General features: G+C 71.3%; 14 protein-coding genes and 1 tRNA gene. 6 read left to right on the top strand and 9 right to left on the bottom strand.

The features are described 5' to 3' along the window. Nucleotides 1–244 precede the first annotated feature (244 nt). The gene (locus OG974_RS17015) at nucleotides 245–1,096 is read right to left on the bottom strand and encodes a hypothetical protein (protein ID WP_371643627.1); all 852 of its coding nucleotides are present in this window, start codon (nucleotides 1,094–1,096) and stop codon (nucleotides 245–247) included. Between the two features lie 273 nt (nucleotides 1,097–1,369). Continuing rightward, nucleotides 1,370–1,873 carry a MarR family transcriptional regulator gene (locus tag OG974_RS17010; RefSeq protein ID WP_327283556.1) on the bottom strand — a complete coding sequence of 168 codons (504 nt, stop codon included), beginning with the start codon at nucleotides 1,871–1,873 and terminating at the stop codon, nucleotides 1,370–1,372. A gap of 116 nt (nucleotides 1,874–1,989) precedes the next feature. Here OG974_RS17010 and OG974_RS17005 point away from each other — a divergent pair, with 116 nt between their 5' ends. From OG974_RS17005 to OG974_RS16995, 3 genes are all read left to right on the top strand, one after another. Beyond that, nucleotides 1,990–2,811 (top strand): NAD(P)H-binding protein, encoded by an 822-nt coding sequence (locus OG974_RS17005; RefSeq protein WP_327283555.1) that lies wholly within the window; start codon nucleotides 1,990–1,992, stop codon nucleotides 2,809–2,811. A 38-nt stretch (nucleotides 2,812–2,849) separates the two neighbouring features. Continuing rightward, complete coding sequence (locus tag OG974_RS17000; protein WP_327283554.1) at nucleotides 2,850–3,467, top strand: hypothetical protein; 618 nt, start codon at nucleotides 2,850–2,852, stop codon at nucleotides 3,465–3,467. A 76-nt stretch (nucleotides 3,468–3,543) separates the two neighbouring features. Further along, nucleotides 3,544–4,587: a LacI family DNA-binding transcriptional regulator gene (locus OG974_RS16995; protein ID WP_327283553.1), complete on the top strand. Its 1,044-nt coding sequence runs from the start codon at nucleotides 3,544–3,546 to the stop codon at nucleotides 4,585–4,587. A gap of 85 nt (nucleotides 4,588–4,672) precedes the next feature. Here OG974_RS16995 and OG974_RS16990 read toward each other — a convergent pair. The 4 genes from OG974_RS16990 to OG974_RS16975 form a co-directional block, all read right to left on the bottom strand. Beyond that, a tRNA-His gene (locus tag OG974_RS16990) sits at nucleotides 4,673–4,745 on the bottom strand. A gap of 106 nt (nucleotides 4,746–4,851) precedes the next feature. Continuing rightward, nucleotides 4,852–5,454 carry an oligoribonuclease gene (gene orn, locus OG974_RS16985; protein ID WP_327283552.1) on the bottom strand — a complete coding sequence of 201 codons (603 nt, stop codon included), beginning with the start codon at nucleotides 5,452–5,454 and terminating at the stop codon, nucleotides 4,852–4,854. Between the two features lie 92 nt (nucleotides 5,455–5,546). After that, a complete protein-coding gene (locus tag OG974_RS16980) occupies nucleotides 5,547–6,719 on the bottom strand; it encodes a helix-turn-helix domain-containing protein (protein WP_327283551.1) in 1,173 nt (390 codons plus the stop codon). 370 nt (nucleotides 6,720–7,089) lie between these two features. After that, the gene (locus tag OG974_RS16975; protein WP_327283550.1) at nucleotides 7,090–7,569 is read right to left on the bottom strand and encodes a hypothetical protein; all 480 of its coding nucleotides are present in this window, start codon (nucleotides 7,567–7,569) and stop codon (nucleotides 7,090–7,092) included. A gap of 355 nt (nucleotides 7,570–7,924) precedes the next feature. On the opposite strand from OG974_RS16975, the gene OG974_RS16970 reads away from it, so the two are divergent. The 3 genes from OG974_RS16970 (at nucleotide 7,925) to OG974_RS16960 (ending at nucleotide 10,443) form a co-directional block, all read left to right on the top strand. Beyond that, nucleotides 7,925–8,455 (top strand): universal stress protein, encoded by a 531-nt coding sequence (locus OG974_RS16970; protein ID WP_327283549.1) that lies wholly within the window; start codon nucleotides 7,925–7,927, stop codon nucleotides 8,453–8,455. A 99-nt stretch (nucleotides 8,456–8,554) separates the two neighbouring features. Beyond that, complete coding sequence (locus OG974_RS16965) at nucleotides 8,555–9,124, top strand: GPR1/FUN34/YaaH family transporter (RefSeq protein ID WP_327283548.1); 570 nt, start codon at nucleotides 8,555–8,557, stop codon at nucleotides 9,122–9,124. A 185-nt stretch (nucleotides 9,125–9,309) separates the two neighbouring features. Further along, nucleotides 9,310–10,443: an IS30 family transposase gene (locus tag OG974_RS16960; protein WP_371643420.1), complete on the top strand. Its 1,134-nt coding sequence runs from the start codon at nucleotides 9,310–9,312 to the stop codon at nucleotides 10,441–10,443. A 105-nt stretch (nucleotides 10,444–10,548) separates the two neighbouring features. Here the strand turns inward: OG974_RS16960 and glmS are convergent, their stop codons facing one another. From glmS to OG974_RS16945, 3 genes are all read right to left on the bottom strand, one after another. Beyond that, a complete protein-coding gene (gene glmS, locus OG974_RS16955) occupies nucleotides 10,549–12,366 on the bottom strand; it encodes a glutamine--fructose-6-phosphate transaminase (isomerizing) (protein WP_327283546.1) in 1,818 nt (605 codons plus the stop codon). Nucleotides 12,367–12,442: 76 nt separating this feature from the next. Beyond that, nucleotides 12,443–12,718 carry a hypothetical protein gene (locus OG974_RS16950; RefSeq protein ID WP_030008735.1) on the bottom strand — a complete coding sequence of 92 codons (276 nt, stop codon included), beginning with the start codon at nucleotides 12,716–12,718 and terminating at the stop codon, nucleotides 12,443–12,445. Between the two features lie 118 nt (nucleotides 12,719–12,836). Then, nucleotides 12,837–13,742 (bottom strand): DUF4429 domain-containing protein, encoded by a 906-nt coding sequence (locus tag OG974_RS16945; RefSeq protein WP_327283545.1) that lies wholly within the window; start codon nucleotides 13,740–13,742, stop codon nucleotides 12,837–12,839. Nucleotides 13,743–13,755 lie beyond the last annotated feature (13 nt).

Genomic DNA, 13,755 nt, shown 5'->3' with positions numbered 1-13,755 from the left:
TCTGCCCGTCTGCCCGTCTGCCCGTCCGGCTGCCCCATGGCTGCGCCGAATGTGGGCCCTGACGGAAGGAGTCAGGCATGAAAGTCATGCTCAGGGCCCACATGGACACGGCCGCCACCAACGAGGGCATCAAGACCGGTGCCCTGCCGCAGGCCGTGAAGAAGCTCATGGACACGGTCAAGCCGGAGGCTGCCTACTTCGGGCTCCACGAGGGGGTCCGGTCCCGCTGGATCGTCTTCGACCTTCAGGAAAGCTCGGATCTGCCGCCGCTGCTGCAGGACCTGTTCTCGCAGAACGCGGAAGTGGAGGTGTCTCCGGTCATGGACGCGGCAGGACTGGCGAAGGGGCTCGCGGCGATTTCCGGTTCACCCGGCTGAGAGAAGGCCCCACGGCCGGAGGCCGCCCGCGCGAGCAGCGCGGAGGCGGCCGCCGCCGCGCACGACACGGCGAACGCGGCCCGGTGGCCGTACGCCCCCGCCAGCGGCCCGGCGGCCGCCGCGGCCAGCGCCTGGCCCACGATCAGCCCGCTGCCCACCACTGTCATGGCCTCGCCCATCCGCTGCGCGGGGCCCGCCCGCTCGACGAGCCCGAACAGCGCGATCAGGTGCGGGGCCACGGCCAGCCCGATCCCGGCGACCGCGAAGGCCGCGCCGAGCAGACCCGACACGGCGAGCAGCGGCAGCGTGAGCACGGCCTGCACGGCAATGGTCCGGCGCAGCCGTACGCCGAGGTCCGCGGCCCCGGGCCGGGCGACCGTCACGAAACCGGCGATCGAGCTGGTCACGGCCATGGCCGCCCACACCAGCCCGGCGGTCCCCGGTGCGGCGAGCGACTCGGCCAGCGCGTTGACCCCGGTGTTGGCCCCGCTCCACGCGGCGCCCTGCAACACGGCCATCGCGCACAGCAGCGCGAGCTCCGGCGACCACAGTCGTACGCCGGCACGCGCACCGGCATCCGCTGCGCCGAGGGGGCCGGGCGTGCTCGGGTGGACGGCGAACAGCGTCCCGAAGACCAGGATCAGACCGGCGGCGAGCACGAGCGCGGACGCCGGGTGCACGGTCACGGCCAGGATTCCGGCGACGGCCGGCCCGACCATGAACCCGACCTCGTCGAGGGTGGTGTCGAAGGACAGCGCCGCGCCGAGCAGGGCCTTGTCCCCGCGCGCGAGGTGCGCCCAGCGGGCCCGCGCCAGCGGGCCGACCTGCGGGACGGTGAGCCCGGCGGCGACGGCGAGCCCCCTGTTCGCCCGGCAGGCGGGTGGGGAGTCGGAGGTTCGTCCGCTGCTGGGGGCTGCCGGGGTCAGTTGCGGCGGGGGTCTGCCGCGGGGTCGGATGCGCGCGGTCGGCTGCGGGGGGTCGGCTGCCGGGGGTCAGCCGCCGGAGTTCAGGCGCTGGGCCTGGGACCGGCCGACCTCGGCAGCGCGGTGCAGGTAGTCGGCGATGACGGCGAGTTCGGAGTCGGAGTAGCTCTCCAGGACGGCGCCGAAGGCACGGCCGGGGGTGTCCCAGGCTGCGCCGATCCGCGCTCGGGCCTCGGGGGCGAGGGAGACGAGGGAGCGGCGCCGGTCGTGGGGGTCGGCGTTGCGTTCGACGATGCCGGCCTTGACCAGACGGTCGACGAGGCGCGTGGCGGAGCCGGAGGTCAGGCCGGTGAGGCGGGCGATGTCTCCGGTGCTGACGGGGCCGGGCTCCATGTCGAGGAGGGCGACGCACTGCATGTCGGTGGGGTGAAGGCCGACGTGGTCGGCCATCGCCTGGTTGAAGAGCGAGTAGTCGGCGTAGTGCCGTTGGCTCTCGGTGACGATGCGCGCGAGCAGCTCGGCGCGGCTCCACTCGTCGCGGGCCTCACTCGAACGGGGGGAATCGGTTGACATCGGCTTCTCCATGCCTCAAATTTATCTGTGTGACACAGAATATTGGTCGTGCAGAATCTGTGTCGCGTATTCATCTTAGCGTGAACCAAGCTCCGGAACAGGAAGCAGGAACCGCCATGTCGATCCTCGTCACTGGTGCCCGCGGCGCCGTCGCCCGCGGCCTCGTCCCCCTCCTCGCCGCCCGCGGCGTCCCCCACCGCCTCGCCTCCCGCGAGCCCGACACTCCCGGCATCGTCCACTGTGACCTCGGCGATCCCTCGACCTTCCCGGACGCCCTGGCCGGTGTCCGGTCCGTCTTCCTCTACGCCGAAGCCTCCGCGATCGGAGCCTTCGTCGAGGAGGCCGTCACCGCCGGAGTCGAGCACGTCGTGCTCCTGTCCTCCTCGTCGGTGCTCGCCCCCGGAGCCGCCGACAGCCGGCTGGCCGCCTCTCATCTCGCCGTGGAGGAGGCCCTGCTGGCCTCGCCGCTGCGCACCACCCTGCTGCGCCCCGGTGCCTTCGCCCGCAACTCCCTCGGCTGGGCCTGGTCGCTGAAGTCCGGCCGCCCGGTCCACCTGCCCTACCCGGGCTCCCACGGCGACCCGGTCCATGAGGCCGACCTGGCCGAGGCTGCGTTCGCCGTCCTCACCGACCCGGCCCTCGGTGGCCGCGCGTACCACCTGACCGGCCCGCATTCGCTGAGCTTCGCGACCCAACTCGCGATACTCGGCGGGGTCCTGGGAGCCCCCGTGCCGTTCGAGTCGGTGACCCCCGAGCAGTGGAAGGCCGAGGTCGACGGGTACATATCCGGCCCCTACGCCGACGCGCTCCTGGCCTACTGGGCGTCCAGTGACGGGCTCCCGGTCGAGATCACCGGCGCCGTGGAGCACCTGACCGGGCACCCGGCCCGTTCCTTCGAGACCTGGGCCCAGGACCACGCGGACGCCTTCCGTGCCTAGGGTGATCGGAGTTGGGTACCGGGCTTGAGGGGATCGGCATGCGGGCATTCGGGATATCCGGGACCGCGGAGACGGCTACGGCCGTGCCGCCGCAGCGGACGGCGAACACGCTGTTCTGGACTGCGCTGATTCCGACGGCGGCCACGGTGGGCGGTTTCGTCAGCCAGTACCCCTACGGCATGTTGTGGGTCGGAGTCCTGATCGTCCTCGCGGCGGCGGCCGCAGGTCCGATCGTGGCGGGGTCCGTCTGGCGCCGGGCGGGCGCCGCGACCCTGGTGGGGTTCGCCGCCCTCGCCCTGGGGCTGTTCGCCGGGTCCAACCTCAACGAGACGTACGTCAAGCAGCTCGGTGAACGGACGGGCGCGGTGGTCGCCGAGGCGGGGGAGCGGGCCAACGCCAAGGGCGACGTCCGGCACTTCTGCCGGGTCGTCGACGACTCGGGGAGCCGCGCGGAACTGGGCGACATCCAGAACTGCCACGGCCAGTTCGCGACGGGGCGGCGCGTCGTCCTCTTCAAGGACCGGCTGGGCGGCCTGGACCCGTGGATCGAGGCCACCCACAACCGCGCCGTCGACCCGGTCGGTCTCGGCATCACCGGCGGGCTCTTCCTCCTGACCGCGGCGACCATGTTCTACGCGGGCCGCCGGCGGCGGTGATCCCGCCCTCTCCGTGACAGCGTATGGAAGCGCTCCCACGCCTGTCAGGGAGTAGATTCACCACCGGGAGGACGCCATGAACGGGCATGGGCGCAGTGGGGGACGGCCGACGCTGGAAGAGGTCGCGGCGCGCGCCGGAGTGGGGCGTGGCACGGTCTCCCGGGTGATCAACGGATCCTCCAAGGTTAGCGAGCGCACCAGGGCCGCCGTTGAGGCCGCCGTCGCGGAACTCGGGTACGTCCCGAACCGGGCCGCCCGGGCCCTGGCCGCCAACCGGGCCGACGCCGTCGCCCTGGTCGTTCCCGAGCCCCAGTCCCGCTTCTTCACCGAGCCGTACTTCTCCGACGTGGTCCGCGGGGTCGGCGCCGCCCTCGCCGAAACCGACGTCCAGCTGGTCCTCACCCTCGCCGGCAACGACCGCGAGCGCCGCCGGCTCGCCCAGTACCTGTCCGCGCACCGCGTCGACGGGGTGCTGCTCGTCGCCGTCCACGCCGACGACCCGCTGCCCGAGCTGCTGGCCGAGCTCGGCATTCCGGCGGTGATCAGTGGCCGCCGCTCGGCCGCCGAGACGCTGCCGTCCGTGGACTGCGACAACCTGGCGGGTGCTGCCGAGGCGGTACGCCACCTCCTCGGCCGGGGCCGGCGCGCGATAGCCACCGTCACGGGACCGCTGGACGTGTACGGCGCGCAGTGCAGGCTCGACGGCTACCGGGAGGCCCTGACGGCTGCGGGGGTCCCCGCCGACGAGCTGCTGATCGCGGACGGTGATTTCACGGAGGAGGGCGGTCGGCGGGCCGTGCGGGAGCTGCTGGAGCGTCGCCCCGACCTCGACGCCGTCTTCGCCGCTTCCGACGTGATGGCGGCGGGCGCCCGCCGCGAGCTGCGTGCGGCCGGCCGCCGGATACCCGAGGACGTGGCGCTGGTCGGCTTCGACGACTCGGTGCTGGCCCGGCACATGGATCCGCCGCTGACGAGCGTGCGCCAACCGGTCGAGGAGATGGGCCGGACCATGGCGCGCGTACTGCTGGCGCGGATCGCCGGGCAGTCAGGCGGGGCGGGGGATCCCGGGGGCGCGGCCGTGGTGCTGCCGACCGAGCTGGTGGTGCGGGAGTCCTCGTGAGCCCCGTAGGGTCCGGGCGGCACGGAGGGCCCGGGGCAACGCAGAGGGCCCCGGTCCGCTTTCGCGTACCGGGGCCCTCTCGCAGGGTGAGTGACGGGACTTGAACCCGCGGCCACCTGGACCACAACCAGGTGCTCTACCAACTGAGCTACACCCACCATGTCCGGTCGGAAAACCGACCGGCCGAAGAAAAGGGTACAGGGTCCGGGAGGGTGCTCGCGCCCTCCTTTTTCCCGCCAGGTCTCCGGGGGGTCCTGCCGGGTCCTATTCGGCGGACAGGGTGTGCTTGGCGGCGATGGTCCGGGCGGTGTCCGAGTCGGGCCCGGGCTGCGGCACGAAGACCGCCTCCCGGTAGTAGCGCAGCTCGGCGATGGACTCCTTGATGTCCGCGAGCGCCCGGTGGTTGCCGTTCTTCGGCGGGCTGTTGAAGTAGGCCCGCGGGTACCAGCGGCGCGCCAGCTCCTTGACCGAGGACACGTCCACGATCCGGTAGTGCAGGTGGCTCTCCAGCGCGGGCATGTCGCGCAGCAGGAAACCGCGGTCGGTGCCGACCGAGTTCCCGCAGAGCGGAGCCTTGCGGGGCTCCTTCACGTGTTCCCGTACGTACGCCAGGACCTGGGCCTCGGCGTCCGCGAGGGTGATCCCGCCGGCCAGCTCGTCGAGCAGGCCGGAGGCGGTGTGCATTTCGCGCACCACGTCGGGCATGGTCTCCAGGGCCGCGTCCGGCGGGCGGATCACGAGGTCCACGCCTTCGCCGAGCACGTTGAGCTCCGAGTCGGTGACCAGTGCGGCCACCTCGATAAGTGCGTCGTCCGTCAACGAGAGCCCGGTCATCTCGCAGTCGATCCACACCATGCGATCGTTCATGCGGCCCAGCTTATGCGGATTACGCGGAAGGTCCCCCGCTTCGGTGACGACCGATGCGGGGGACCTTCCGCGGGCAGTGCCCCGGGCGGGAGCTACGCGTGCTCGCGCAGGACCCGGTTCGGGGAGTACAGCTCCGTGACCGTCGAGCCGGCCGCGGCCAGGGCCGCCGCCGCCCGCTGGGGCTGCGGGGTGCGCTGGTGCGGGACCGGGCTCCCCTGGATCTCGGTCACCTGGGACACGTCGGCCTGCGGCCTGCGCGCCCGGTAGGCCGAGCGGTAGGCGGCCGGGGAGGACCCCAGCTGCCGCCGGAAGTGCCCGCGCAGGGCGACCGGTGAGCGGAACCCGCAGCGCCCGGCGACCTCGTCGACCGAGTAGTCGGAGGTCTCCAGCAGCCGCTGGGCCTGGAGCACCCGCTGGGTGATCAGCCACTGGAGCGGTGCGCTGCCGGTCAGCGAGCGGAAGCGCCGGTCGAAGGTGCGTCGGCTCATGTAGGCGCGGGCGGCGAGCGTCTCCACGTCGAACTGCTCGTGGAGGTGCTCCAGTGCCCAGGCGACGACCTCGGCGAGCGGGTCGGCGCCGATCTCCTCCGGCAGCGACCGGTCGAGATAGCGCTCCTGGCCGCCCGTGCGGCGCGGCGGGACGACGAGCCGGCGGGCCAGCGCCCCGGCCGCCTCGCTGCCGTGGTCCGTGCGCACGATGTGCAGGCACAGATCGATTCCGGCCGCGGTGCCCGCGGACGTCAGCACGTCGCCGTCGTCGACGAACAGCTCGCGCGGATCGACATGGACGGACGGGTAGCGCTTGGCCAGCGTCGGCGCGTACATCCAGTGCGTCGTCGCGGGCCGGCCGTCCAGCAGACCTGCGGCGGCGAGCACGAAGGCTCCCGTGCACAGTCCGACGATCCGGGCGCCCTCCTCGTGCGCCAGACGCAGTGCGTCGAGCGCCTCCGGAGGCGGTGGTGAAGTGATCGAGCGCCAGGCGGGAACGACGACCGTGCCTGCCCGGGCGATCGCCTCCAACCCGTACGGCGCGGTGAGCTCAAGTCCGCCGGTGGTCCGCAGCGGACCTTCCTCCCCGGCGCACACGAGCAGTCGATAGCGTGGAACTCCCGCGTCCTGCCGGTCGATGCCGAACACGGAAAGTGGAATGGAGCTCTCGAAGATCGGGCCGCCGCTGAACAGCAGCACCGCGACGATCTCCCTGCGGCGACGCCCCGCGAGCTTCCTGCCGGCGTCCGCGACGACGGCGGTGGAATCCTGGCTCATGGCTAAGCCCCCCTTGGGTGTCGCGACTCCTTGGTCTGGTCGCACCTGCACGTTTCCCCTCGGCCTTGCACGTGGATCCCCCGCCGTAAATACATGATCGAATCTACTGCGTCCCGTGGTGTCGGCGTGACAAGTTCAGCACGCAGCGCTATGTCGACTTGGCAACTTGGCGAAAAGCATTCGATCAGGAAGCCTTCCACTCCGCTACCGGAGTGGGAAGCTCGCCGCCCGGCCATGGCCAGTACCCGTAGGGTCTCGGAGTCCCCCTGGCGCTGTCGTCGCTGGTGGTAGGGGGGTTGAGGGGGCATTCCGGCAAGACCGGCACTGTTCCGGGAAGTTGGCTGAAAACATGCGGGTGTGGGTGTGCGAATCAGTCAGTCCTCTGGGAAATTCCACCGGACGTGTAGCAGCCGCGGCGTGCACGGCCACCGGAACGCGGCCGCGCGCCGGACCCGGCGCGCGAATGCCGCCGGCGCCCGCCGGGCGGCATCCGGCCTTCCGCGAGGACCAGGGCGGCCCGCTCCGCCTTCTCCGAGTAGCGCAGCATCGCCCGGCACGCCGCGGTGACCGCGGTCAGTCCGAGGGTCGCGACGGCGGCCCCGCCGTAGGAGGTCCCGTAGACGACGAGCACCACGGGCACGAGCAGGCAGCTGAAGGCGGCCCAGCGCACCACGTCACCCGCGGGGTCGTCATGGGGGCGTCTGCCGGACCGCACGGACGGGTGAACGGTGGCGGGCGTGAAGCGGGTGGTCGTGTCGGTGCGCGCGTCGGTGCGCTGTGCGGTCCGCGCGGACCGGACGGACGGGGTCGGCTGAGCGGGCTGGACGGGGTGAACCGGATGGCCGGGCACGGCGTGCTCCCTGCGGGCTCTTCCTGGACGGTCGGACGTCTGTCCAACGGCGCGCGGCGGGGCTCGGTCACTGCGCGCACGGGTGGCGGGCGCGGGGACTCGTCACTGGCTGTAGGGGACAGCGGACATTGCCAACGCGCCCTCGCTCCGGCATGCTCCCTGGGACGCTCTCCAAGGGCGGCAAGCCCTGTGCAGGACAGGAGTGTCGCCGTACCCTGGTGGGTATGGGCTTGGGAAGATGCTTCCCGGACAGAGCTCCGTCACCCTGAGTCGTCATTTTTTCAATCGGCACTTCCGCTCAATGTCGCCCCGCCGCCTTGTCCCTTCCCCCGAGGACCCCTTCGCCGAGACATCCATGGCCGGTCACGAATTCCACGAACCCGCGGACCGCAAGCGCAAACCGCTCGCCGACCACACGTCGAGCGACCTGCGCGCGGCGGAACAGGCACGTCATCCCTGCGACCCGGCCTTCCGGCACGGGGTCGTGGTGGGGTTCGACGGCTCCACGTCCAGTGAACGCGCCCTGGCGTACGCCATCGGGATGGCCCGCCGCTCCGGATCCGGCCTGATCATCGTGCACGTGGCCAACCGGTTGCCCACCACCGTGTGGGCCGGCTGCGAGCCGCCCGTCTTCGTGGACGTGCCCGACCACCGCACCGAGGTGCTGGGGCTGGAACTGGCCTGCGCGGACTATCTGGCCGAGGTGCCGTGGATCCTGGTCGAGCGCGGCGGCGACATCTGCCACGAGCTGGAGGAGGTCGGCCGGGAGTACTCGGCGGACGCCATCGTGGTCGGCTCCACGCACGGGATCGTGGGGCGCATCTTCGGTTCCGTGGCGGGCCGGCTGGCCAAGCGCGCACAGCGACCGGTCGTTGTCATTCCGTAACCCGCTGTACGTCGCTCGTGCGGTTGTGAACCCCCATGTAAAGGGTAGATAAGTGCTGCTGGGACGCAGCAAACAACTGCAGATCGAAGGGAGCCCGCCGTGGACAATGGTGTCTCTGCGGGAAGCACGGCCTCGACTTCGACCCTCGGGAACATAGCCCTGGGTCTCACCCTTCTCGCATTCGGTATCGGCCACACCGCCGTTGTCAGCGGCGTGTCCGCGGCCAACTCCGTGTCACTCGCGACCTACGTCGGCGGGCTCGCTCTGTTCGTCCTCGGAGTCCTCGAATTCCGCGGCGGCAACGGCTTCAACGGCACCGCGTTCGCGGGCCTCGGCGCCTTCTGGTTCACCTGGGCCGCAGGGGCGGACGGAAAGGTTTCGGCACACGCCGCCGGACTGTTCCTGGTCCTCTTCGCCCTGCTCGCACTGACCCTCACCGTCAGCGCGTCGAGCGGACTGTTCGGTCAGGGCGCGTACGCCCTGCTCACCCTCTCCCTGCTGCTCCTCGCGGTCGGCTCCTTCGCCGGCAGCGGCGGGCTCGCCAAGGTCGCCGGCTGGGTGGCGGCCCTCTCCGGCCTGCTGTTCTGGTACGGCGCCACGGCGGCGCTGGCCCACTGGCCCACCGCGCTGGGCAAGGCCTCCCGCAGGGGCGCGGTCGCCGCGGGCTGAGCGCCGCGGGCCGACCGGGCCGACCGGGCCGACGTACGGGAACGGCCCCCGGGGGAATCCTTGAGTTCTAGTGATCGTCGCAACACCCCGATTCGGGGAGTGCGATGGACTTCGAGATCCGGGACCGTTCAGTCAACCGGGGACGCCGTTCGTTGACCGAGGAACGGCGTGCCTACCTTCAGCTCATGCAGCAAGGCGTGAGCAGTCGGGAAGCGTGCCGGATCGTCGGTATCAACCTCAGGACGGGGAAGCGGTGGCGTAACGGCCGCGCCCCGTCCGGCAGGACCGGAAGGGCGCTACCGCTCACAGCGGTAGCGCCCTCGTCCGGTCCTTCGCGCTTTCTGCGCGAGGCGGACCGGATCCACATCGCCGACCGGCTACGCGAGAAGGCAGCCATCCGTACGATCGCGGCCGAGCTGGGCCGCAGCCCGTCCACGGTCAGCCGGGAGATCCGCCGCAATCGGCACCCGGGTAACGGCCAGTACCGGCCGCACGCGGCCCAGGCCCGCGCCGACGCCCGCCGGCCCCGCCCCAAGCCGGGGAAGATCGGCCAGAACCCCGTGCTGCAGGACTTCGTCCAGGACGGCCTGGACCTGAAGTGGAGCCCGGAGCAGATCTGCGAGAGTCTGCGCCGGACTTTCCCCGACCGGCCGGAGATGCACGTGGTCCACGAAACGATCTACCAGGCCCTCTACGTCCAGGGCCGCGGCGAACTGCGCCGAGAGCTGGCCCGCGCCCTGCGTTTGGGACGCGCCCGCCGCACACCGCGCCGCCAGGCCCAGCAGCGCCAGCCCCGCTTCACCACCCCGATGGTCATGATCAGTGAACGCCCGGCCGAGGTCGAGGACCGGGCCGTGCCCGGCCACTGGGAAGGCGACCTGATCATCGGCAAAGACAACGGCTCCGCGATCGGCACCCTCGTCGAACGCGCCACCCGCTACGTGATGCTCCTGCACCTGCCCGACGGCCGCAGCGCGGAACACGTCCGCGACGCCCTCGTCGAGACGGTTCAGACGCTGCCCGCACACCTGGTGCGCTCGCTGACCTGGGATCAAGGCAGCGAAATGGCGGCGCACGGCTCGTTCACCGATGCCACCGACATCCCGGTCTACTTCTGCGACCCCGCCAGCCCTTGGCAGCGCGGCTCGAACGAGAACACCAACGGCCTGCTGCGGCAGTACTTCCCCAAGGGCACCGACCTGTCCGTCCACGGACGCGACCACCTCGACGCCGTCGCGGCCCAGCTCAACGGGCGCCCACGCAAAACGCTCGGCTGGGAGACCCCAGCCGAGCGCCTGCATAAACTACTTGCCGCCTGATCAAACCAACCAGGTGTTGCGACGATCCCTAGAAACCGCCATCCCCCCGGGGGCCGTTCCGCGCGCTCGGTGCACGCACGCGGTATTACCGGTGCGCAGGCCCGACTATTCGACGGTGACGGACTTCGCCAGGTTGCGCGGCTTGTCGATGTCCCGGCCCAGGGCCAGGGCCGTGTGGTACGCCAGCAGCTGGAGCGGGATGCCCATCAGGATCGGGTCCAGCTCGTCCTCGTTCTTGGGCACGAGGATCGTGTGGTCGGCCTTCTCCTGCTCACGGTGGGCGACCGCAAGGATCCGGCCGCTGCGGGCCTTGATCTCCTCCAGGGCCGCGCGGTTCTTCTCCAGCAGGTCGTCGTCGGGGACGATCGCGACCGTCGGCATCGCCGGCTCGATGAGCGCGAGCGGGCCGTGCTTGAGCTCGGAGGCCGGGTAGGCCTCGGCGTGGATGTAGGAGATCTCCTTCAGCTTGAGGGAGGCCTCCAGGGCCACCGGGTAGCCGCGGACCCGGCCGATGAACATCATCGACTTGGCCTCGGCGTACTCGGCCGCCAGCTTCTTGATGTCCTCTTCGCCTTCGAGGATCTCCTGGATCTGCGCGGGCAGCTTGCGCAGGCCCTCGATGATCCGCTTGCCGTCGGTGACCGACAGGTCCCGGATCCGGCCCAGGTGCACGGCGAGCAGCGCGAAGGCCACGACCGTGTTGGTGAAGCACTTGGTGGACACGACGCAGACCTCGGGGCCGGCGTGCACGTACACGCCGCCGTCGGCCTCGCGGGCGATCGCGGAGCCCACGACGTTGACGACGCCGAGGACGCGGGCGCCCTTGCGCTTGAGCTCCTGCACGGCGGCCAGCACGTCGTACGTCTCACCGGACTGGGAGACGGCGATGTACAGGGTGTCGGGGTCCACGACCGGGTTGCGGTAGCGGAACTCGGAGGCCGGCTCGGCGTCCGCGGGGATGCGGGCCATGCTCTCGATGAGGCCGGCGCCGATCAGGCCCGCGTGGTACGAGGTGCCGCAGCCCAGGATCTTGACCCGGCGGATGCCGCGCGCCTCGCGCGGGTCCAGGTTCAGGCCGCCCAGGTGCACGGTGTTGAAGCGGTCGTCGATCCGGCCGCGCAGCACGCGGTCGACCGCGTCGGGCTGCTCGGAGATCTCCTTGTGCATGTAGGTGTCGTGGCCGCCCATGTCGTACGAGGCGGCCTCCCACTCCACGGTCTCCGGCGTGGCCGTGGTGGTGGCGCCGCTGGTGGTGTAGGTGCGGAAGTCGTCGGCCTTGAGGGTGGCCATCTCGCCGTCGTCGAGGGTGACGACCTGGCGGGTGTGGGCGACGAGCGCGGCGACGTCCGAGGCGACGAACATCTCCTTCTCGCCGATGCCGAGGACGACCGGGGAGCCGTTGCGGGCCACGACGATGCGGTCGGCGTAGTCGGCGTGCATGACGGCGATGCCGTACGTGCCCTCGATCGCCTTGACGGCCTCGCGGACCTTCTCCTCAAGGGTGTCGGCCTGGGAGCGGGCGACCAGGTGGACGATCACCTCGGTGTCGGTCTCCGAGACGAAGACGACGCCCTCGGACTCCAGCTTGGCGCGCAGCTCGTCGGCGTTGTCGACGATGCCGTTGTGGACGACCGCGACCTTGCTGTCGGCGTCCAGGTGCGGGTGCGAGTTGAGGTCGCTCGGCGCGCCGTGGGTGGCCCAACGGGTGTGGGCGATGCCGGTGGTGCCGGCGAAGCGCTTGGGCACCCGCGACTCCAGCTCGCGGACGCGACCCTTGGCCTTGACCACCTTGAGCGCGGGGGACTTCGGGCTGTTGACGACGATGCCCGCGGAGTCGTACCCGCGGTACTCCAGTCGCTGCAGGCCTTCCAGTAGCAGCGGTGCCACGTCACGCTTGCCGATGTAACCCACGATTCCGCACATAAAGTCTTGCCCCTCCTGAAGTTCGGTTGCCCTTGCCGCTCTTGTCGCCGCGCCTGCCGTCTACCGGCCCTGTCGCTCAGCCGTAGACGATGCGGCGCAACTGCCGGAGCGAGAGCTCCGGCGGCGCCACGGCGCGGTGCGGCAGCTCGGCCGCGATCCGCTCGAAGATCTCCGCGTTGACCGCGCCGCCGGACTGGAGCTCACGGTGGCGACGGCGCACGAATTCCTCGGTCGTCTCGTCGAAGTACGCGAGTACGTCGAGCACCACCCGGGCGGCCTCGCCGCGCTGCAGCGCGGTGCTGCGCACCAGGTGGTCGACGAGGTCGTCATGAGACGGGCGGCGGTCGAGCACTCGTAGATATTGACGGGCTACGGCGAGGAACGCAAAGATTCTGCCCGAAATCGGGCAGGATCCATCTGGTCCAGACCAGCGGAAGGTGTAAATCCGGTAGCTAAAGGGTGGTAAAGGGCTAGAAACGACGCAAAACAGCCTGCTTGGCTGCGGCGAACTCCTCGGCCGTGAGGACGCCCCCCTGGTGCAGATCGCCGAGCTCGCGCAGCCGGCGCAGCAGCGCGTCGTGGTCCTCGGCAGCCGTCGGCTCGGGGGCCGAAGCCGCGAGCTCCGGCACCGGCGCCGGGGACAGGGCCGGGGCCGGCTCTGAGGCGACCGCCGCGCCCCGGGGATGGGGCATCCGCACCGCCACGGCCGCCGCGACGAGCGCCATCAGCGGGTCCTTCTTGAAGCCGAACAGCTCCACCGTGTGCGGGTCGTACTTGGGCGCGGGGGCCGCCGGGGCGCCCGCCAGCGTGAACCGGATCCATCCGTTGTCCAGGCCCTTCGACGGCGACCATTCCACCGCCCGCAGGTCCGCGACCCGGAACTCGCGCGGGCCGCCGGAGCTCTTGGCCTCCTCCGTCGTCCAGTTCCAGTCCAGTGCCACCCGGTCCCCGTCGAAGGCGACCGTCCCGTCCCCGGCGGCCACCGTGATCGGCACGGCCGGCCCCGGCAGCAGGTAGGCGTCCGCCGGGCCGGCGTCCACCTGGTCCAGCAGCAGCGCGTTGCGGACCTCGTCCACGAAGTACTCCGCCACCCCGGTCCGGTCCGCGTCCACGGTCAGGCGGTACGGATCGGAGGCTTCCGGCAGCCGTCCGCCCGTCACCTGGAGCAGCGGGTCCGCGCCGTCACGCAGCTTCAGCCTCAACCGGCCCGCCTTGCGGCCCGGTTCGTGACTGATCCCGGCGAGCGCGCGCAGCGGGACGACCACTTCGCCCAATGTCTGGCGCAGCAGCCCCACCCCCTTGTCGCGGCCGGGCACGATGCGCACCGCGTCCCCGTCGAAGGTCCATGTGCCGTCCTTCTGGATGATTTCCGCCATCCGACGATTCTCG

Source organism: Streptomyces sp. NBC_00597 (genome assembly GCF_041431095.1).
Classification (GTDB): Bacteria; Actinomycetota; Actinomycetes; order Streptomycetales; family Streptomycetaceae; genus Streptomyces.
Note: the sequence above shows the minus strand (reverse complement) of the source record. Positions and strands in the feature narration are given on the sequence as shown.

Coding starts and splice junctions, on each gene's coding strand:
- OG974_RS17015 (WP_371643627.1), bottom strand. CDS start 1,096: ATGGTCGGGCCGGCCGTCGCCGGAATCCTGGCCGTGACCGTGCACCCG.
- OG974_RS17010 (WP_327283556.1), bottom strand. CDS start 1,873: ATGTCAACCGATTCCCCCCGTTCGAGTGAGGCCCGCGACGAGTGGAGC.
- OG974_RS17005 (WP_327283555.1), top strand. CDS start 1,990: ATGTCGATCCTCGTCACTGGTGCCCGCGGCGCCGTCGCCCGCGGCCTC.
- OG974_RS17000 (WP_327283554.1), top strand. CDS start 2,850: ATGCGGGCATTCGGGATATCCGGGACCGCGGAGACGGCTACGGCCGTG.
- OG974_RS16995 (WP_327283553.1), top strand. CDS start 3,544: ATGAACGGGCATGGGCGCAGTGGGGGACGGCCGACGCTGGAAGAGGTC.
- orn (WP_327283552.1), bottom strand. CDS start 5,454: ATGAACGATCGCATGGTGTGGATCGACTGCGAGATGACCGGGCTCTCG.
- OG974_RS16980 (WP_327283551.1), bottom strand. CDS start 6,719: ATGAGCCAGGATTCCACCGCCGTCGTCGCGGACGCCGGCAGGAAGCTC.
- OG974_RS16970 (WP_327283549.1), top strand. CDS start 7,925: ATGGCCGGTCACGAATTCCACGAACCCGCGGACCGCAAGCGCAAACCG.
- OG974_RS16960 (WP_371643420.1), top strand. CDS start 9,310: ATGCAGCAAGGCGTGAGCAGTCGGGAAGCGTGCCGGATCGTCGGTATC.
- glmS (WP_327283546.1), bottom strand. CDS start 12,366: ATGTGCGGAATCGTGGGTTACATCGGCAAGCGTGACGTGGCACCGCTG.
- OG974_RS16945 (WP_327283545.1), bottom strand. CDS start 13,742: ATGGCGGAAATCATCCAGAAGGACGGCACATGGACCTTCGACGGGGAC.